General features: G+C 62.7%; 18 protein-coding genes. 14 read left to right on the forward strand and 4 right to left on the reverse strand.

Annotation, left to right across the window (positions count from 1 at the left end; translation table 11 throughout):
• Nucleotides 1-406: 406 nt before the first annotated feature.
• The 14 genes from ACJRW5_RS03970 to ACJRW5_RS04035 all read left to right on the forward strand — a co-directional run bounded on the left by ACJRW5_RS03970 (nucleotide 407) and on the right by ACJRW5_RS04035 (nucleotide 13,426).
• Nucleotides 407-2,854 (forward strand): acyl-CoA dehydrogenase, encoded by a 2,448-nt coding sequence (locus ACJRW5_RS03970; protein ID WP_484569234.1) that lies wholly within the window; start codon nucleotides 407-409, stop codon nucleotides 2,852-2,854.
• A 116-nt stretch (nucleotides 2,855-2,970) separates the two neighbouring features.
• Nucleotides 2,971-3,378 (forward strand): PA2817 family protein, encoded by a 408-nt coding sequence (locus ACJRW5_RS03975; protein ID WP_484569235.1) that lies wholly within the window; start codon nucleotides 2,971-2,973, stop codon nucleotides 3,376-3,378.
• Between the two features lie 102 nt (nucleotides 3,379-3,480).
• Nucleotides 3,481-4,029: a Tll0287-like domain-containing protein gene (locus tag ACJRW5_RS03980; protein ID WP_484569236.1), complete on the forward strand. Its 549-nt coding sequence runs from the start codon at nucleotides 3,481-3,483 to the stop codon at nucleotides 4,027-4,029.
• Nucleotides 4,026-4,310, forward strand: coding sequence for a metal-sensing transcriptional repressor (locus ACJRW5_RS03985; protein ID WP_484569237.1), 285 nt, complete (start codon nucleotides 4,026-4,028; stop codon nucleotides 4,308-4,310). Before ACJRW5_RS03980 ends, ACJRW5_RS03985 begins: the two co-directional genes overlap by 4 nt.
• 187 nt (nucleotides 4,311-4,497) lie before the next feature.
• Complete coding sequence (locus tag ACJRW5_RS03990; protein ID WP_484569238.1) at nucleotides 4,498-5,361, forward strand: MBL fold metallo-hydrolase; 864 nt, start codon at nucleotides 4,498-4,500, stop codon at nucleotides 5,359-5,361.
• Nucleotides 5,362-5,388: 27 nt separating this feature from the next.
• On the forward strand, nucleotides 5,389-7,164 hold the full coding sequence (locus ACJRW5_RS03995) for a SulP family inorganic anion transporter (RefSeq protein WP_484569239.1): 1,776 nt from the start codon (nucleotides 5,389-5,391) through the stop codon (nucleotides 7,162-7,164).
• Nucleotides 7,161-7,541 carry a rhodanese-like domain-containing protein gene (locus ACJRW5_RS04000; RefSeq protein ID WP_484569240.1) on the forward strand — a complete coding sequence of 127 codons (381 nt, stop codon included), beginning with the start codon at nucleotides 7,161-7,163 and terminating at the stop codon, nucleotides 7,539-7,541. Before ACJRW5_RS03995 ends, ACJRW5_RS04000 begins: the two co-directional genes overlap by 4 nt.
• A 175-nt stretch (nucleotides 7,542-7,716) precedes the next feature.
• Nucleotides 7,717-7,932 carry a cytochrome oxidase putative small subunit CydP gene (gene cydP, locus ACJRW5_RS04005; protein ID WP_484569241.1) on the forward strand — a complete coding sequence of 72 codons (216 nt, stop codon included), beginning with the start codon at nucleotides 7,717-7,719 and terminating at the stop codon, nucleotides 7,930-7,932.
• Entirely contained in the window at nucleotides 7,929-9,494 is a 1,566-nt protein-coding gene (locus tag ACJRW5_RS04010; protein ID WP_484569242.1) for a cytochrome ubiquinol oxidase subunit I, read from the forward strand. The genes cydP and ACJRW5_RS04010 overlap by 4 nt, the downstream gene beginning before the upstream one ends.
• Nucleotides 9,495-9,504: 10 nt before the next feature.
• The gene (gene cydB / locus ACJRW5_RS04015; RefSeq protein ID WP_484569243.1) at nucleotides 9,505-10,644 is read left to right on the forward strand and encodes a cytochrome d ubiquinol oxidase subunit II; all 1,140 of its coding nucleotides are present in this window, start codon (nucleotides 9,505-9,507) and stop codon (nucleotides 10,642-10,644) included.
• Between the two features lie 11 nt (nucleotides 10,645-10,655).
• Nucleotides 10,656-10,769: a cytochrome bd-I oxidase subunit CydX gene (cydX, locus tag ACJRW5_RS04020; protein WP_484569244.1), complete on the forward strand. Its 114-nt coding sequence runs from the start codon at nucleotides 10,656-10,658 to the stop codon at nucleotides 10,767-10,769.
• Nucleotides 10,762-11,052 (forward strand): cyd operon YbgE family protein, encoded by a 291-nt coding sequence (locus tag ACJRW5_RS04025; RefSeq protein WP_484569245.1) that lies wholly within the window; start codon nucleotides 10,762-10,764, stop codon nucleotides 11,050-11,052. Before cydX ends, ACJRW5_RS04025 begins: the two co-directional genes overlap by 8 nt.
• Before the next feature lie 283 nt (nucleotides 11,053-11,335).
• On the forward strand, nucleotides 11,336-12,289 hold the full coding sequence (choX, locus tag ACJRW5_RS04030; protein WP_484569246.1) for a choline ABC transporter substrate-binding protein: 954 nt from the start codon (nucleotides 11,336-11,338) through the stop codon (nucleotides 12,287-12,289).
• A 114-nt stretch (nucleotides 12,290-12,403) separates the two neighbouring features.
• A complete protein-coding gene (locus ACJRW5_RS04035) occupies nucleotides 12,404-13,426 on the forward strand; it encodes a zinc-dependent alcohol dehydrogenase (RefSeq protein WP_484569247.1) in 1,023 nt (340 codons plus the stop codon).
• Between the two features lie 12 nt (nucleotides 13,427-13,438).
• Here ACJRW5_RS04035 and ACJRW5_RS04040 read toward each other — a convergent pair whose 3' ends face one another.
• The 4 genes from ACJRW5_RS04040 to ACJRW5_RS04055 all read right to left on the reverse strand — a co-directional run bounded on the left by ACJRW5_RS04040 (nucleotide 13,439) and on the right by ACJRW5_RS04055 (nucleotide 17,123).
• Nucleotides 13,439-14,302: a DMT family transporter gene (locus ACJRW5_RS04040; protein ID WP_484569248.1), complete on the reverse strand. Its 864-nt coding sequence runs from the start codon at nucleotides 14,300-14,302 to the stop codon at nucleotides 13,439-13,441.
• A 55-nt stretch (nucleotides 14,303-14,357) separates the two neighbouring features.
• Nucleotides 14,358-15,287 carry a 2-hydroxyacid dehydrogenase gene (locus ACJRW5_RS04045; RefSeq protein ID WP_484569249.1) on the reverse strand — a complete coding sequence of 310 codons (930 nt, stop codon included), beginning with the start codon at nucleotides 15,285-15,287 and terminating at the stop codon, nucleotides 14,358-14,360.
• Entirely contained in the window at nucleotides 15,284-16,042 is a 759-nt protein-coding gene (locus tag ACJRW5_RS04050) for a class II aldolase/adducin family protein (protein WP_484569250.1), read from the reverse strand. Before ACJRW5_RS04050 ends, ACJRW5_RS04045 begins: the two co-directional genes overlap by 4 nt.
• Nucleotides 16,043-16,163: 121 nt before the next feature.
• Complete coding sequence (locus ACJRW5_RS04055) at nucleotides 16,164-17,123, reverse strand: GlxA family transcriptional regulator (RefSeq protein ID WP_484569251.1); 960 nt, start codon at nucleotides 17,121-17,123, stop codon at nucleotides 16,164-16,166.
• Nucleotides 17,124-17,295: the final 172 nt, after the last annotated feature.

Below are 17,295 nucleotides of genomic sequence, written 5' to 3' on the forward strand. Positions count from 1 at the left end.
TAGATGAGGGCGGACACAGGCGATTGCAACCGCGTGTTTCACCCGCTCTTTGCTGGCATGCACCCTACCGACCTGGAGGCACAGAGAAAAGGCCGTCCTGGCGATGTTGATTATCGACCCAGTCGATAGCATTCATCTTTCACCGGTCTACTGACGCTCCTGATCACCCCAGGAGCGTGACTGGGCGGTTCTGCTGACGCCCGGCGAACTCGATTACCTGCGGGTGGTCACTGTCAATGAAGCGGCCGGGACGCAGATCGCGGTGCATGACAGGGCCCTGAAATATTTTCAGGGCAAACCTGCCGATTGCGCCAACTTAGCGATGATCCGGCCAAGCTCACCGCCCCCTACCGCCATTTATGGCTATGCTCGGGGCGTCGCCCGCTCGAATCATGGAGGAATGCACATGCTCGTCATCTGGTTGCTGGTTCTGCTACTCGGGGTGCTCTACCTGGCCCATAGCCGTACCGCCGCCCTGCCCGCACTGGGCATCACCGCTGCCTACCTGGTAGCCATGGCCCTGTTCAGCCCGGTGCCCGGCTGGCTGCAACTGCTGCTCTGGATCGTCACCGGCGCCGTAGCTGCGTTCATCCTGCTTGGCGACCTGCGCCGGCAACTGTTCACTGGCCCCTTGTTCTCCTGGTTCCAACGGGTTCTGCCGCCCATGTCCAGCACCGAGCGCGATGCCATCGAGGCCGGCACCGTCTGGTGGGATGGCGAACTGTTCAGTGGCAAGCCGAACTGGGACAAGCTGCTGTCCTACCCCAAGGCCACGATGACCGAGGAAGAACAGGCCTTCATCGACGGCCCCACCGAAGAACTCTGCGCAATGATCAGCGACTGGCAGGTCGGCCAGCAGATGGATCTGCCGGAGAAAGCCTGGCAGCACATCAAGCAGCACGGCTTCTTCGCCCTGATCATTCCCAAGGAATACGGCGGCAAGGGCTTCTCCGCTTACGCTCACTCGCAAGTGGCGATGAAACTGGCGACCCGCAGCGGCGACCTGGCCTCCACCGTGATGGTGCCCAACTCGCTCGGCCCGGCCGAGCTACTGCTGCACTACGGCACCGATGAGCAGCGCCAGCATTACCTGCCGCGCCTGGCCAGCGGTGAGGACATCCCCTGCTTCGCGCTCACTGGCCCGCTGGCCGGCTCCGACGCCGGCGCCATGCCGGACACCGGGATCATCTGCAAAGGCCAGTGGAACGGTGAGGAAGTCATTGGCCTGCGCCTGAACTGGGAAAAGCGCTATATCACCCTGGGCCCGGTCGCCACCCTGCTCGGCCTGGCCTTCAAGGCCTATGACCCGGAGCACCTGCTGGGCGACAAGGAAGATCTGGGTATCAGCCTGGCGCTGGTGCCAACCGACACTCCCGGCGTGGAAATCGGCCGCCGTCACCTGCCACTGGGCGCCGCCTTCATGAATGGCCCCAACAGCGGCAAGGACGTGTTCATTCCGCTGGAGTACCTGATCGGCGGCCAGGAGTACCTGGGTAAAGGCTGGATGATGCTGATGAACTGCCTGTCGGTCGGTCGCTCCATCTCGCTGCCGGCTGTCGGCACCGGCGCCGCCAAGTTCACCAGCCTCGCCACCGGCCAGTACGCGCAGCTGCGCGAGCAATTCAATGTGCCACTGGCCGCCTTCGAGGGCATTCAGGAGGCGATGGCCCGCATCGGCGGCAACGCCTGGCTGATGGACAGCGCACGCATTCTGACCGCCAATGCCGTCGACTTGGGTGAAAAACCGTCGGTGCTGTCGGCGATTCTCAAGTACCACCTCACCGAGCGCGGCCGCGAATGCATTGGCCACGCCATGGACGTGCACGGCGGCAAGGGCATCATCATGGGCCCGAACAACTACCTCGCCCGCTCCTGGCAAGGTGCACCGATCTTCATCACCGTCGAGGGCGCCAACATCCTCTCGCGTAACCTGATGATCTTCGGTCAGGGTGCCATCCGCTGCCATCCCTACGTGCTCAAGGAAATGGCCCTGGCCGACCGCGAAGACAAGGACGAGGCACTGGCCGAATTCGATTCGCTGCTGATGAGCCATATCGGCTTCGCCGTTGGCAACGCCGCCAGCAGCTTCCTCCTGGGGCTGACGCTCAACCGCCTCGGCCAGGTACCCGGCGACGACGTCAGCCAGCCTTACTATCGCGCGCTCAATCGTCTGGCTGCCGCGTTCGCGCTGTGCGCCGACAGCAGCATGATGCTGCTCGGCGGTGACCTGAAACGCCGCGAGCGACTCTCCGCACGCCTCGGTGACGTGCTCAGCCATCTCTACCTCGGCTCGGCAGCCCTCAAGCGCTACCACGACCTCGATTACCCGCAAGACCTGCAGCCGCTGGTGCGCTGGGCCATGGAGGAAAACCTGTATCACGCCGAGCATGCTCTCGATGAGCTGTTGAGCAACTTCCCCAACCGCCTGTTCGGCTGCCTGCTCAAAGTGCTGGTATTCCCCCTGGGCCGCCGCCATCACGGCCCAAGCGATGCACTGGACGCCGAAGTCGCCGCCATCATCGGTCGGCAGGCCGGCGATCCGGCGCTGGAGTCGGTGCTGGAAGGCTGCTACCGGCCGCAGGCCGACCAGGATTCGGTCGGCGCCCTGCAGCATGCACTGAACCTGGTGAACGCCAGCCAGGACGCGCGCAAACGCCTGCACCAGGCGCTCAAGGACGGCAGTCTGCAACCGGCGCCGGGCCAGGACGCCATCGAGGCCGCGATTGCCGCCGGCATTCTCGACAGCGAACAGGGCCAACGCCTGCAGGACGCCGAAGCTGCGCGGCGCCGGGTGATCGATGTCGATGACTTTGCCAAGGAAGAGCTCAAGCTCAGTCGCGGCAAGGTGCGCTGAGTCGAACCGCTAGCGGCAGGGGCTTTGAGCCCCTGCCACGAAGGCCAACTATGCAGGACAGCGGGCGCCAGGATCTCTATACTCCTGCGCCCGTTTTACCCTTCAGGAACTCCACCATGGCCAGCCATCTCGAACACCATCTCGCCCTGCTCAACCACCTGCGCGGCATTCTCGTCGCCCTGGGCGAAGCCGAGCAGATCCTGGACGACAGCCATGCCATGTTCATCGAGCGCTACGACGAACTGCTCGCCGAACTGCCGCGCGACCCGGTATCCAGCCAGTACCTGGGCCAGGACCTGATCAGCCAGATCTTCCAGCGTTACCCGCAGATCGCCCACCTGGTACCACGCGACCTGTTGTGGTTCTTCGGTGGCGACTGCCTGCACTACATGCCCGACGAAGAGATCGACGTCTACCAGCGTCTCGACGAGCGCCGCTTCGAGGCCGAAGAGAACGACGAGCCGTTCGACTGGAATCAGGAAAAACAGCTGCTTGCACTGCCAACCGACGGCGCCAAGCACTGACTCACAGCTGATACCGCGTGGTCATCATGTCGCACCCAGCTGCGATGACAGCATGCGCTTTCCATGCATAAATACCCCCACCAGTATTTATGAGGATCGGCCATGCGCCCGTTGCTGTTTACTGCCCTGCTCGTCTGCACGACCACACTGGCTGCCGCTCCCTGGCAGAACGATGCCGCCGCGCAGATCTCGCCCTTCGCCGAGCAGTTGCTCGGCAGTGTACGCCAGGCGTTGGCCGCCGGCGGGCCAACGGCGGCCGTACAGGCCTGCCAGGTGTTAGCTCCACAGATCACCGACGAGCACAGCCAGCATGCCTGGCAGATTGGCCGTACATCCTTGAAAGTGCGCAACCCAAACAACGCACCCGATGCCTGGGAACGCAGCGTGCTCGAGCGCTTTGCCACGGCGGCGGCTAACGGAACGCCGATCAGGGAATTGCACTACGGCGAAGAGGTCGACGGCCAGTACCGCTACATGCAGGCCATTGCTGTAGGCGAACCCTGCCTGGCGTGTCATGGTGCGACGATCAGCACAGAGGTAGGAAAGGTCATTGACCGGTACTATCCGCAGGATCAGGCCCGCGGCTACCAGACCGGCGAATTGCGCGGCGCCTTCACCCTGAGTCGCCCCATCACACAGGACACGCCATGAGCGAAAACACCGACCTGCGCGTACATATGCTCGAACAGCAACAAGCGATGCTCAAACGCCTGGCCCGCGTCGAAGGCCAGATACGCGGTATCCAGGCGATGATCAAACGCGGTGAAGACTGCGCCGCCATTGCCCAGCAGTTCTCGGCCGCACGCAGTGCGCTGGACAAATCCTACCGCCTGATGCTCACCTGCCTGATCGAAGAAGCCATGCTCGACCCCGAGCAGAATCCACAAGAGTCGCTGCAGCGAGTACGCGAGATCTTCACCAAGTACACCTGAGCCTTGGTATCGGTTACTCCATCCCCCACCAAGCACGCTCATCCCGCCTGAATGCTTGCAGAACCAGCAGCACGGTCTGAACAAGCTCGCCATCTTTTATTCCATAAAACTCTAAGCATAGAACCGAAAAACAATTAAGATTAATCTTAATTGAATACTCCTACGGGTATATAGGAGACACCTGATCATGCATCCCGATGTCGTCGAATTCTTCGACTCAGCCACCTACACCTACAGCTATATCGTCATCGACCCCGCCTCCGGACGCTGCGCGATCATCGACTCCGTGCTCGACTACGACCCGGCCTCCGGGCGTACCTCACATGCCAGCGCTGAACGCATCATCGCCTTCATCAGGGCACGCGACCTGCAGGTCGAATGGCTGCTGGAAACTCACGTACATGCCGACCACCTCTCTGCTGCGCCCTACCTCAAGGCTGAACTGGGCGGCAAGCTGGCCATCGGCGAACACATCACAGTGGTGCAGAACACCTTCGGCAAGCTGTTCAATGCCGGCCACGATTTCGCTACCGATGGCAGTCAGTTCGACCGACTCCTGCGTGATGGTGACGAGTTGCAACTGGGCGAACTGCAGATCCGCGCGTTGCATACCCCCGGACATACTCCGGCCTGCATGACCTATCTGATTGGCGATGCCGGCTTCGTTGGCGACACCCTGTTCATGCCCGACTACGGCACCGCACGCTGCGACTTCCCTGGCGGCGACGCGCACGCCCTGTACCAGTCGGTGCAGAAGCTGTTCGCCCTGCCTGACAGTACCCGCCTGTTCATGTGCCATGACTACCGGGCGCCCGGACGTAGCGAATTTCGCAACCTGACCAGCGTCGGCGAACAGCGCCAGCACAACGTGCATATCCACCAAGGGATCGCCGAGGACGAGTTCGTCTCCATGCGCCAGCAGCGTGACGCCACCCTGGGCATGCCGGCACTGATCCTGCCGTCGGTGCAGGTCAACATGCGTGCCGGGCAATTACCGCCAGCCGAAGACAACGGCGTGCGCTACCTGAAGATCCCCCTCGATGTGTTGTAGTCAGCATCGCCTCGTCAGGAGCGCAGCATGAAGCTGAGCCGCTGGTTACCCTGCCTGGAATGGGGCAAGCACTACGACCGTGGCAGCGCCGCCCAGGATGGCCTTGCCGCGCTGATCGTCACACTGATGCTGATCCCGCAGAGCCTGGCTTACGCCATGCTCGCCGGACTGCCGCCGGTCAGCGGTCTGTACGCCAGCATCCTGCCGCTGCTGGCGTACGCCCTGTTCGGCTCCAGTCGCACCCTGGCCGTTGGTCCCGTGGCCGTGGTCTCGCTGATGACGGCCGCTACCCTGACGCCACTGTTTCCTACCGGCAGCCCGCAATACCTCGGCGCAGCCATGCTGCTGGCGTTGTTGTCCGGCGTGCTGCTGACGGCCATGGCCATGCTGCGTCTGGGTTTCATCGCCAACTTTCTCAGTCATCCGGTGACTTCCGGCTTCATCAGCGCCTCCGGCATTCTCATCGCCGTTGGTCAACTCAAACACCTGCTGGGCGTTTCCGTCGCCGCCGAGAATCTGCCGCAACTGTTGTCGCAACTGCTGCAGGCCTTGCCGCAGAGCCATTGGCCCACCCTGCTCATCGGTCTGCTCAGCCTCGCCTGGCTGTGGTGGGCCCGGGTCTATCTGCAGCAGGTGCTGCAGCGTCTGGGACTGTCGCCGCGCGCTGCTGGCAACCTGGCCAAGGCCGGGCCCGTACTGGCCATCATCGTCGCAATCGGCGCGGTCGCCCTGCTGCAGTTGCAGGCAACAGGCGTCAAGGTGGTCGGCAGCGTGCCGCAGGGTTTGCCTGGCCTGACGTTACCGACGCTCGACCTGGAACTGGCCAGGCAACTATTGCCGGCGGCGCTGTTGATCAGCCTGGTGGGCTTCGTCGAGTCGGTCTCGGTTGGCCAGACCCTGGCCGCCAAGCGCCGCCAGCGCATCACGCCGGATAACGAGCTACTCGGCCTCGGCGCAGCCAATATCAGCGCAGCCTTCAGCGGCGGCTTCCCGGTCACTGGCGGCTTCGCCCGCTCGGTGGTCAACTTCGATGCTGGCGCACAAACGCCGATGGCCGGCGTGTTCACCGCCATCGGCATCGGCGCTGGCGTGATGCTGCTGACACCGCTTCTGCACGATCTGCCACAAGCGGTACTGGCCGCCACCATCATCGTCGCCGTACTCAGCCTGGTGGACCTCAAGTCGTTGCGGCATACCTGGCGTTATTCGCGGCAAGATGGCGCAGCGCAGGCGGCTACCCTGCTCGGCGTACTGTTGATCGGAGTGGAGGCCGGCATCCTCATCGGTGTCGGCCTGTCGCTGCTGCTGTTTCTCTGGCGCACCAGCCAGCCGCACATGGCCGTAGTCGGCCAGGTGCCGGGGAGCGAACACTTTCGCAATATCGAGCGCTTCGCGGTGGTCGAAGCACCCAACGTGCTCTCGCTGCGTGTCGATGAGAGCCTGTATTTCCCCAATGCGCGATACCTGGAGGAGCGCATGGGCGAGCTGATCGCTCAGCGCCCGCAGGTGCGCCACCTGGTGCTGATGTGCTCGGGCGTCAACCTGATCGACGCCAGCGCCCTGGACTCGCTGCACGCCATCGTCGAACGGCTGCATGCCGCCGGCGTGCAACTGCACCTCTCCGAGGTCAAGGGGCCGGTGATGGACCAGTTGCGCCGCTCCGACTTTCTCGAGCGCTTTGCCGGCCAGGTCTTCATCAGCCAGTTCGATGCCCTCCGGCATCTGGCGCCACAACTGACCCAACAGACGCTGGCGTCCGGACATACCCCCGCCCCTATCAGCAGCGAAAGGAGCAACCCATGAAAAACGCACATGACCTGGTGATGGCCGCCAGAAGCAGAATCACCGAGGTGAACCTCGAGCAGGCCGACGCGGCAATCCGTGGCGCCGAACTGCTGATCGACGTACGGGAGGCCGATGAATTCGACGCGGCACACATTCCAGGGGCCATCCACATTCCACGTGGGTTGCTGGAGTTCAAGCTGAGCAACGACCCGCAACTGGCCCGACGCGACCTCAATCTGGTGCTCTACTGCAAGAACAGCGGACGCTCGGCCCTGGCTGCCGATGCCCTGCGGGAAATGGGCTATCGCCATGTCCTTTCGCTGGCAGGCGGCATCGAAGCCTGGCAGGCCGCAGGACGCGAAGTGGTGGAACCGGTATTGCCGAGCTTCGACTGAACATCTCCGCCAGCATAAGGCCCTGCAACCTTCTGCTGGCTAATCGCCGTTCCACTGATCTGCATCAATCCTCCGCCCTTCTATACTCCCCCCGGTAATCAGTAATATTAAGACACACTGTTACCGAGCAGCGCCTGCGCGCAAGGCCAGCCCCTGGCAAGCAAGGAGTATCAGGATGACCGAACACGAGCCCCCTTCTCCCTGGCGTATTGCGCTGGTGCGCGAGATTGCCGTGATCCTACTGATCAAGCTGGCCCTGCTGCTCGCCATCAAGGCTATCTGGTTCAACGCGCCCACCGTGCCTGTTGATGCCCAGCAGAGCGTCGCCGGCCACCTGCTCGGCGAACCTGCCACCCCGCCTTCAATCCCCACCGAGGAGCAACCGAGATGATCTCGGAATCAGTCGTCGACCTGTCGCGCCTGCAGTTCGCCATGACCGCGATGTATCACTTCATCTTCGTCCCCCTGACCCTGGGCATGGCCTTCCTGCTGGCGATCATGGAGTCGGTCTACGTGATGACCGGCAAGCAGGTGTACAAGGACATGGTCAAGTTCTGGGGCAAGTTGTTCGGCATCAACTTTGCCCTCGGCGTCACTACCGGCCTGACCATGGAATTCCAGTTCGGTACCAACTGGGCCTACTACAGCCACTACGTCGGCGACATCTTCGGTGCGCCACTGGCCATCGAAGGGCTGATGGCGTTCTTCCTCGAATCCACCTTCATCGGCCTGTTCTTCTTTGGCTGGGAGCGTCTTAGCAAACTGCAGCACCTGACCGTAACCTGGCTGGTGGCGCTAGGCTCGAACCTCTCGGCGCTGTGGATCCTGATTGCCAACGGCTGGATGCAGAATCCGGTGGGCGCCGAGTTCAACTTCGAAACCATGCGCATGGAGCTGACCGACTTCGGCGCCCTGCTGTTCAACCCGGTGGCCCAGGTCAAGTTCGTGCACACCGTGGCCGCTGGCTACGTCACCGGCTCGATCTTCGTTCTGGCCATTTCCAGCTACTACCTGCTGAAGAAGCGCGACCAGGGCTTTGCCCGCCGCTCCTTCGCCATCGCCTCGGCCTTCGGCCTGGCCTCGATCCTCTCGGTGATCATCCTCGGCGATGAATCCGGCTACGAGATCGGTGACGTACAGAAGACCAAGCTGGCGGCCATCGAAGCCGAATGGGACACCCACCCGGCACCAGCAGGCTTCACCCTGTTCGGCCTGCCCAATCAGGACCAGCAGCGCACGGATTACGCAGTGAAGATTCCCTTCGCCCTGGGCCTGATCGCCACCCGCTCGCTGGATGAGGAAGTGAAAGGCATCAAGGACCTGCTGATCGAGCACGAAGCGCGCATCCGTACCGGCGTCACGGCCTACGAGCTGCTGGAGCGCCTGCGCGGCGGTGACACGTCAGCTGAAACCCTCGCGGCCTTCGATGCGGTGAAGAACGATCTGGGCTATGGCCTGCTGCTGAAGAAGTACACGCCGAACGTGGTCGATGCCAGCGAGGAGCAGATCCAGCTGGCCGCGCTGGACACCATCCCCAACGTGTTCGCCCTGTTCTGGACCTTCCGCATCATGGTCGCCAGCGGCTTCCTCATGCTGGCCCTGTTCGTCTGCGCTTTCTGGGCCTCGGCGAAGAAGAACGAGGAAAGCAAACCCTGGCTGCTGAAATGGGCATTGCTGAGCCTGCCACTGCCCTGGGTCGCCGCACAGACCGGCTGGTTCGTGGCCGAGAACGGCCGTCAGCCCTGGTCGATCGCGGAGGTCCTGCCGACCCACCTGTCTGCCTCCAGCCTGAGCAGCGGCGACATCTGGGGTTCGCTGCTGGCGCTGATCGCCTTCTACAGCCTGCTGCTGGTGGTGGAGATGTACCTGATGATCAAGTTCGCCCGCCTCGGCCCGTCGAGCCTGCACACCGGCCGCTATCATTTCGAACGGCAACAGCCGGCCCACGCCTGAGGAATCCGTCATGTTCGATTACGAAACCCTGAAACTGATCTGGTGGGTGTTGATCGGCGTGTTGCTGATCGGCTTCGCGCTGACCGATGGCTTCGACATGGGCGCCATGGCGCTGATGCCCTTCGTCGGCCGTACCGACAACGAGCGCCGCGTCGCCATCAACACCATCGCCCCGCACTGGGACGGCAACCAGGTGTGGTTCATCACCGCCGGCGGCGCGCTGTTCGCGGCATGGCCGATGGTCTACGCGGTGGCCTTCTCCGGCCTGTACTGGGCCATGCTGCTGGTACTGTTCGCCCTGTTCTGCCGCCCGGTGGGCTTCGACTACCGCAGCAAGATCAGCGACCCGCGCTGGCGCAGCGCCTGGGACTGGGCGCTGTTCGTCGGCGGCGCGGTGCCGGCGCTGGTGTTCGGTGTGGCCTTCGGCAACCTGTTCCTCGGCCTGCCGTTCGAGCTCGATGACATGATGCGCTCGACCTACCACGGCTCCTTCTTCGCCCTGCTCAACCCCTTCGCCCTGATCTGCGGCGTCGCCAGCCTGAGCATGCTCAGCGCCCACGGCGGCGCTTGGCTGATGATGCGTACCGAAGGCGATCTGGCTGACCGTTCGCGCGCGGCCACCCTGCTCTGTGCGGTGGTGTTCCTGGCCGCCTTCCTGCTGGCCGGTTCCTGGCTGATGCACGGCATCACCGGCATGAGTCTGGCCAGCGCCGTCGACAGCGGCGCCGCGCTCAACCCGCTGCACAAACAGGTAGCAGCCGATAATGCCGGCTGGCTGGCCAACTACAGTCGCTACCCGATCACCATCTGCGCGCCACTGCTGACCATTCTCGGCGCAATGCTGGTCATTCTCGCCAGCCTCGGCCGCCGTGGTGGGCTGAGTTTCTTCGGCAGCAGCCTGATGATTGTCGGCGCCATCTGCACTGCCGGCTTCGCCCTATTCCCCTTCGTCTTCCCGTCGAGCCTCGACCCGGCTTCCAGCCTGACGGTGTGGGACGCAGTATCCAGCCGCAAGACGCTGGGCATCATGTTCGTCGTGGCCTGCATCTTCGTGCCGATCATCCTCATCTACACCCTGTGGGGCTACGTGAAGATGTGGGGCAAGCTCAATGACGAAAGCATCGAATCCAACCCCCACGGCCTGTACTGAGGAGAAACGCGATGTGGTACTTCACCTGGATTCTCGGCGTCCTGCTGGCCTGCAGCTTCGGCATCATCAACGCGCTGTGGCTGGAAACCACCCAGGATCTCGACACCGAGAACGCACATGAGTGACAGCGTTCTGAGCGAGCGCGCGCCTCTGCGCGCGCTCTCCTGGCTGCTGGCGACACCCATGGCGCTGATCCTGCTGATCCACCCCGCAGCCATGCTCGACAGCCAGGGCCGCTACAGCCACTCACTGCTGATGCTGGTGATGTGGGGCGTGTCCTGCGCCTTCATCCATGCCGTAGGTTTCAGCCCCCGCCACTGGCTGTGGCGAGCGCTGTTTTCGCCCTGGCTCGGCTGGGGACTTTGCGCCCTGGGCTACGCCCTGCTGCTTACCGCACAATCACGCTGACCTATCCGCAGCGCTCTCTCGCTTGACTGCTGCGCTACGGCCCAGCCCCGTCGACAATGGCCTCAGGCAGCTAATCGGGGGCAATTTACGGTGCGCCAATGTCGCAGTTGTATGCGTCAATGCCGTATTTTTCTGGTTTTCAACCCGAGCGGTTTAATAACTTAAAGACGTCACCGCAGAGTGGAGCCCTGAGTCAGATCATCGATCGGCTCAGAAAAAGAATGAAATCGGATACGTATTTTAAAAATCTGTCTCCGTTTTGCCTTGCCGGAGAACCCCACGCATGACCCGCATGATCAGCCTTTCGAAAACCCTGAAAACAATAACCGCGATCAGCACGCTGGCCCTGGCGTGCCAGGCAGTGCAGGCCGCCGACGCAGAATCCTGCAAAACCGTTCGCTTCGGCATGATGAACTGGACGGACCTTGAAGCGACAACCGCCGTCGCCAAGACGCTGCTGCAACAGCTTGGCTATGAAACCAAGGAAACCTCAGCCTCCCAGCCCATCATCTTCAGCGCCATCAAAGACAAGCGCCTGGACGCCTTTCTCGGTTACTGGAGCCCGTCCACCGACCAGACCATCGCCCCCTTCCTGGAGAGAAAGGAGCTGAAAGTCTCTGACCAGCCCAACCTGGCCGACGGGCAGATGACCCTGGCAGTCCCGACCTGGCTGGCCGAGAAGGGACTGAAGACCTTCTCCGACATTCATCGATTCAAGGATGAGCTCGATGGCCGCATCTATGGCATCGACCCGGGGACCGACGTCAACAGCCGCCTCAAGGAAATGATCGACAAGAACCAGTTCAACCTGGCCGGGTTCAAGCTGATCGAGTCGGGCGAGGCCGGCATGCTCAGCGCCGTAACGCGAGCCGACAGACGCAAGGCGCCGATCGTGTTCCTCGGCTGGAAGCCGCACCCGATGAACATGAACTTCGACATCACCTACCTGGGTGACAGCGACGATGTGCTCGGTCCCAAGGACGGTAAAGCGACGGTCTGGACCGTGACGCGCCCGGATTACGCCGAGCAGTGCCCGAATGTCGAGCGACTCCTGCAGAACCTGCAATTCACCAGTGCCCAGGAGTCGGCCATGATGCAGCGCATCATGAACAAGGAAAGCCCCATGGCCGTTGCCAAGGACTTTATTGCCAACAACCCCGAACAGACCAAGCAATGGCTGGCTGGGGTGAGCACCTTCTCCGGCGGTGACACCTCGCACATCGTCGCCCGCCAATGACGCCAGGCGGGCCAACCTGCCACGTACCTCAAGAGCCATCGGCGAGCACAGTCTGCCGATGGCTTTTTTATTCGAGCTCATCGAACACAGAGTCCTCATACCATGCGAAAAACCATGAAGGCCGCCGTTCTGCGCGAGATCGGCGCACCTCTGCACATAGAAAACCTGGAGATCCCCACACCCGGGCACGGCGAAGTACTGATCAGAGTCAGCGCCTGCGGGGTATGCCACAGCGACCTGCACGCCGTACACGGTGACTGGGCCGACCAACCCAACCTGCCCTTGATCCCCGGCCACGAAGTCACCGGGCACATCGCCAGTTGCGGCCCTGGCGTCAGCCACTTCGAAGTCGGCGACGCGGTCGGCGTGCCCTGGATGTACAGCGCCTGCGGCACCTGCGAGTTCTGCCTGGCCGGGATGGAAACCATCTGTCCGGCGGCCGAATCCACCGGTTACAGCAAACCCGGCGGCTATGCCGAATACATGATCGCACCAGCCGCATTCGTCGCCCGCGTTCCGGCAGACGCCGACCTCCACGCACTGGCGCCGATCCTCTGCGCAGGCGTCACCACCTACCGGGGAATCAAGCGCAGTGGCGCTCAGCCCGGACAATGGATCGCGATCATTGGCGCCGGCGGCCTCGGTCATGTGGCGGTGCAGTACGCGGTCGCAATGGGCCTGCGCGTCGCCGCCGTCGACGTCGATCCAGGCAAGCTGGCGCTGGCCCGTGAGCATGGCGCCGAAGTCACCGTCGATGCCCGCCAGGGGGCGGTCGAATCGTTGCGTGAACAGGTGCCTGGCGGGGTGCATGCAGCCCTGGTCACCGCCGTCGCTACCCAGGCCTTCGAACAATCCATCGGCATGCTGCGCCCAGGTGGAACCACGGTGTTCGTCGGCCTGCCGGGCGGCGACGCAGATATCATCCGCGCCTCGATTTCGGCTATCGCCGGCTGGGAGCTGAGCATTCGCGGCTCCAGCGTCGGTACACGCCAGGATCTGGACGAAGCCATCGCCTTCGCCGTACGCGGCAAGGTGCAGGCCAGCGTGACCCGCGCGAAACTGGAGGATATCAATCAGCTCCTCGATGCCATGCACAAGGGCAGCCTGATCGGCCGCCATGTGCTGGCAATGGACTGAGGGCTGAGACGCTTATCGGCCCTGCCTGGCTGCGACATAGACACCGGCAATACCGCTCAACGCAATCAGGCAGGCGCCAATAATCAGCTGCAGGCTGGGCACATCGCCCCAGATCAGCCAGGACAGCAGGAATGCCCAGACCAGGCCGGTGTACTCGAAAGGCGCAAGGATACTGGCGGGCGCCTGGGCGAAACTGCTGAACAGCAGCAACTGCGCCGCACCACCGCACACACCGACACAGAGCATCAGCAGCATGCTCTGCCAGGAGCTCTCACTCCAATGCCAGGGCAGCGCTGTGGCCATCAGCAGCAGGAACACCAGATTGGTCAGCAGCACCTGTTCTAGCAGAGGCATCAGGCTGGCCTGCTTGCGAATCAGGATGAAGCCGTAGGCCCAGAGCACGGCTGCCACGAGAATCATCCCGGTGGCCAGCGAACCGCTGAACGCGCCTGGCTGGCTGGCGACTACCACGCCCGCGAAACCGAACAGAATGATCAACCACTGCAACAGGCCGGCGCGCTCACCCAGCAGAAAGATCGCCAGTACGGTAACGATGATCGGCGCGGAAAAATACAGGGTCGACATCTGCGCCAGGCTGACTTCCTTGGCGCCCGTGTAATACAGCAGCCAGGCGCCACAGGCGATCAGCGCACGCCACAGCATCAGCCAGCGTGCCGACGCTCGCAGCGCACTCAGGAACAGCCCGCTGCGCCCCCAGGCGAAGCAGGCGCAGAGCACGAAAGCACTGCGCCAGAACAGCACCTCGAACACCGAATGATCGGCCACCAGCCACTTGATGGTGGCGTCCTGAATGGCGAACAGCATGCACGACAAGGCACACAACGCAGCGCCTCGCAGCACGGGATTCGAACGCACCTCCCCTATCGCTCCCACACCGCCTCCCAATGCCTTGCGGCGCGTACCTGCCCGATCAGTAGCCGAGATCAGGATCAACCTGGTTGAACAGTTGCTGCCCTGCCTGCATACGCCGCACATTGGCCAGCACCTGCTTGGCGATTACCTCGCTCGAGGCGCTCGACGCCATATGCGGGGTGATGGTAACGCCCGCCGTGCGCCAGAGCGGGTCAGCGGCCGGCAGCGGCTCCTCCTCGAAGGCATCGAGCAGCGCCGCGCGCAATTGGCCGCTGTCCAGGGCGCGTATCAGGTCAGCACGCTGTAGATGACCGCCGCGCCCTGGGTTGATCAGCACGGCGCCGGGGCGCAGGCGTGCGAACAGCTCGGTGTCGAGAATGCCTTGGCTTTCTTCGGTCAGCGGTAGCAGGCAGATCAGGCAATCGAGGCCATCGGCAAAGGCTGCCAGTTGCTCGTTACCGGCCCAGCAGCTGACGCCCTCGATGACCTTGGCCGAGCGCGACCAGCCGCGCACGGCAAAACCCAGTCCGGCCAGTTGCCGGGCAACATGGCCGCCCAGCTCGCCGAGGCCGAGCACGCCGATGCGCCAGTCGCTGGCTCGCTGTTGAGCCGGCACCTGCCACTTGCGGTGTGGCTGGCGCTGCAGCACCTCATCGAAACGGCGAAAATGATGCAGCACGCCCCAGATCACGTACTCGGCCATGCCCTGGCGCAGATCCGGATCGACCACACGGCAGGTCGCTACCGGCGGCCGACTGGGATCGCTGGCTAGGTGATCGACACCTGCAGCAATAGAATGGATCAGGCGCAACTGCGGCAACGCGCCGAGCGATCCGGGCGGCGGGTTCCAGCACACCGCCACCTCGGCGTGCGCAGCCAGTGGGTCATCTGCCCGATGAATGCTGCAGAGACCGCTGGCGCGTGCCTCCAGTGCCAGCTGCAGCTCACCCAGATCATCGTCCTGGCTGAGCAGCACCAGGCGTGTCACGAGCAGTACTCGTCACGCTGCGCGGCAATCAGTTTCAGTGCTGCATCCCAGGCCATCTGGATGATGCGCATGCCTTCGTCATCATCGGTGAACTGGCTGGCCGTCAGCCGGCAGACTTCTTCGGACGGGAACAGCAGCTTGCTGCCACCGGCCAGCGCCTGAATCTGCGCCTGGCAGGCGCGCTCGAGAAAGTGGATCTCATGGAAGGCCTCGGCGACGTTGCGCCCGCCCGCCAGCAGGCCATGGTTGCGCAGGATCATCGCGCGGTTGCTGCCGAGGTCGGCCACCAGCCGTTCGCGCTCATCCAGACACAGCGCCACGCCCTCATAGGTGTGATAGCTGAGCTTGCCGTAGAACTTCAGCGCGTGCTGAGTGATCGGCAGCAGGCCCTGCTCCTGAGCCGACACGGCCATGCCGGCTGCGGTGTGGGTGTGGATCACGCAGTTCATGTCGGCGCGCGCCATGTGCACGGCCGAATGGATGGTGAAGCCGGCGGCGTTGACTTCCAGGGCCGCGTCCTGCCCATCGACGGCACGACCGTGCTGGTCGATCAGCACCAGGTCGCTGGCGCGCATGTGGTCGAACAGCACACCGTAACGGTTGATCAGAAAGCGATGTTCCGGCCCAGGCACGCGCAAGCTGATATGCGTATCGATCAGATCGGTCATGCGAAAGTGCGCGATCATTCTATACAGCGCTGCCAACTCACAACGCGCCTGCCACTCTTCATCCGAATAACGCTTATTACCGCTCATGACGTCCTCTCGATAACTAAAGACTCAGCACTTCTCGCGCACTGATAAAACAAAAACTGTATTTAGAGAATCGCAGAAGAGCGTCAATGTCAATATAAAAACATCACACAGAGAGACAGAATCAATTATCCACTACACGGCCTGTTAATACGGCTCGATCTTGCCGTGGCGTTCTGGAGAAACGCTCGCGATAACAACGCGCGAAATAAGAAGGCGAGTCATATCCGCAAGCCATGCTCACCTGCATGATGCACAGGTCACTCTGTTGCAGCAGCTGGCGCGCCTTGTCCAGGCGCAAGCGTTGTCGGAATTCTGCGGGTGACTCGTCCAGTTCGGTGCGGAACAGACGCTCCAGCTGGCGGCGGGTGATGCACACACCACTGGCCAGTTCCTCGATGCTCAGGTCCTTGTCGATGTTCTGCTCGATGCGCTCGATCACCGCCTGCAGCTTCCTATTCTGCAGGTTGTAGCGGTGCGGCACGGCCAGGCGCTGCTGATCACGCCGGGCGCGGATCTTGCCGTGAACGAACTGCTCACAGACCTTCATCGCCAGCTCGGCGCCGTGATCCTTGGCGATCAGCTCGAGCATCAGGTCCATCGATGACGTACCACCTGCCGAGGTGACACGACGGCCATCGATCTCGAACAGCTCATGACTGACCTGCAGATCCGGATAGCTCTCGATCAGGGCATCGATGGCCTCCCAGTGCACCGTCATGCGCACCCCGTTCATCAGACCGGCGTGCGCCAGCACGAAGGCGCCCGTGTCCACACCACCCAGCGTAACGCCCAGGCGATCCTGGCGTCGTAACCAGGGCAGCAAAGCGGCAGTCAGCTCCGCCAGCGGCTCGTAGGTGGCAACGACAAACAGCATGTCGCCCTCGGCCAGGTCTTCCAGGCCGCCGTCGACGGCGATCGACATGCCATTGCTCGCGGGCACCGGCAGGCCATCCTGACTCAGCGTACGCCAGCGATAGAGGTCTCCGCCCATGCGGTTGGCCGAACGCAGAGGCTCGGCTGCCGAGGCGAAATCCATCATGGAAAAACCGGGGATCAGAAGAAACGCGAAAAGCTGGGCCACACAATACCTCCAGAGCAGTGAGCTCATCTTGATGCAAGGCGCCGGCCAGCTCCAGCACGAAAGTCGTAAAACTTCGATTTCGCGACGCTTTTTTACGGTATTCATCCCCTTCGGCACGACTAACCTAGCACTCAATGGATAACAGGACGCGGCACTGCGTAGACGTACAAGA

The organism is Pseudomonas pichavaramensis (genome assembly GCF_050473265.1).
Taxonomy (GTDB): Bacteria; Pseudomonadota; Gammaproteobacteria; order Pseudomonadales; family Pseudomonadaceae; genus Aquipseudomonas.

Bases quoted from the DNA above. Each gene is read 5' to 3' on its own strand.
- cydB (WP_484569243.1), top strand. From the start codon at position 9,505: ATGTTCGATTACGAAACCCTGAAACTGATCTGGTGGGTGTTGATCGGC.
- ACJRW5_RS04010 (WP_484569242.1), top strand. From the start codon at position 7,929: ATGATCTCGGAATCAGTCGTCGACCTGTCGCGCCTGCAGTTCGCCATG.
- ACJRW5_RS04035 (WP_484569247.1), top strand. From the start codon at position 12,404: ATGAAGGCCGCCGTTCTGCGCGAGATCGGCGCACCTCTGCACATAGAA.
- ACJRW5_RS04050 (WP_484569250.1), bottom strand. From the start codon at position 16,042: ATGAGCGGTAATAAGCGTTATTCGGATGAAGAGTGGCAGGCGCGTTGT.
- cydX (WP_484569244.1), top strand. From the start codon at position 10,656: ATGTGGTACTTCACCTGGATTCTCGGCGTCCTGCTGGCCTGCAGCTTC.
- ACJRW5_RS03995 (WP_484569239.1), top strand. From the start codon at position 5,389: ATGAAGCTGAGCCGCTGGTTACCCTGCCTGGAATGGGGCAAGCACTAC.
- ACJRW5_RS03975 (WP_484569235.1), top strand. From the start codon at position 2,971: ATGGCCAGCCATCTCGAACACCATCTCGCCCTGCTCAACCACCTGCGC.
- cydP (WP_484569241.1), top strand. From the start codon at position 7,717: ATGACCGAACACGAGCCCCCTTCTCCCTGGCGTATTGCGCTGGTGCGC.
- ACJRW5_RS04025 (WP_484569245.1), top strand. From the start codon at position 10,762: ATGAGTGACAGCGTTCTGAGCGAGCGCGCGCCTCTGCGCGCGCTCTCC.
- ACJRW5_RS04000 (WP_484569240.1), top strand. From the start codon at position 7,161: ATGAAAAACGCACATGACCTGGTGATGGCCGCCAGAAGCAGAATCACC.
- ACJRW5_RS03990 (WP_484569238.1), top strand. From the start codon at position 4,498: ATGCATCCCGATGTCGTCGAATTCTTCGACTCAGCCACCTACACCTAC.
- ACJRW5_RS03985 (WP_484569237.1), top strand. From the start codon at position 4,026: ATGAGCGAAAACACCGACCTGCGCGTACATATGCTCGAACAGCAACAA.
- choX (WP_484569246.1), top strand. From the start codon at position 11,336: ATGACCCGCATGATCAGCCTTTCGAAAACCCTGAAAACAATAACCGCG.
- ACJRW5_RS03980 (WP_484569236.1), top strand. From the start codon at position 3,481: ATGCGCCCGTTGCTGTTTACTGCCCTGCTCGTCTGCACGACCACACTG.
- ACJRW5_RS03970 (WP_484569234.1), top strand. From the start codon at position 407: ATGCTCGTCATCTGGTTGCTGGTTCTGCTACTCGGGGTGCTCTACCTG.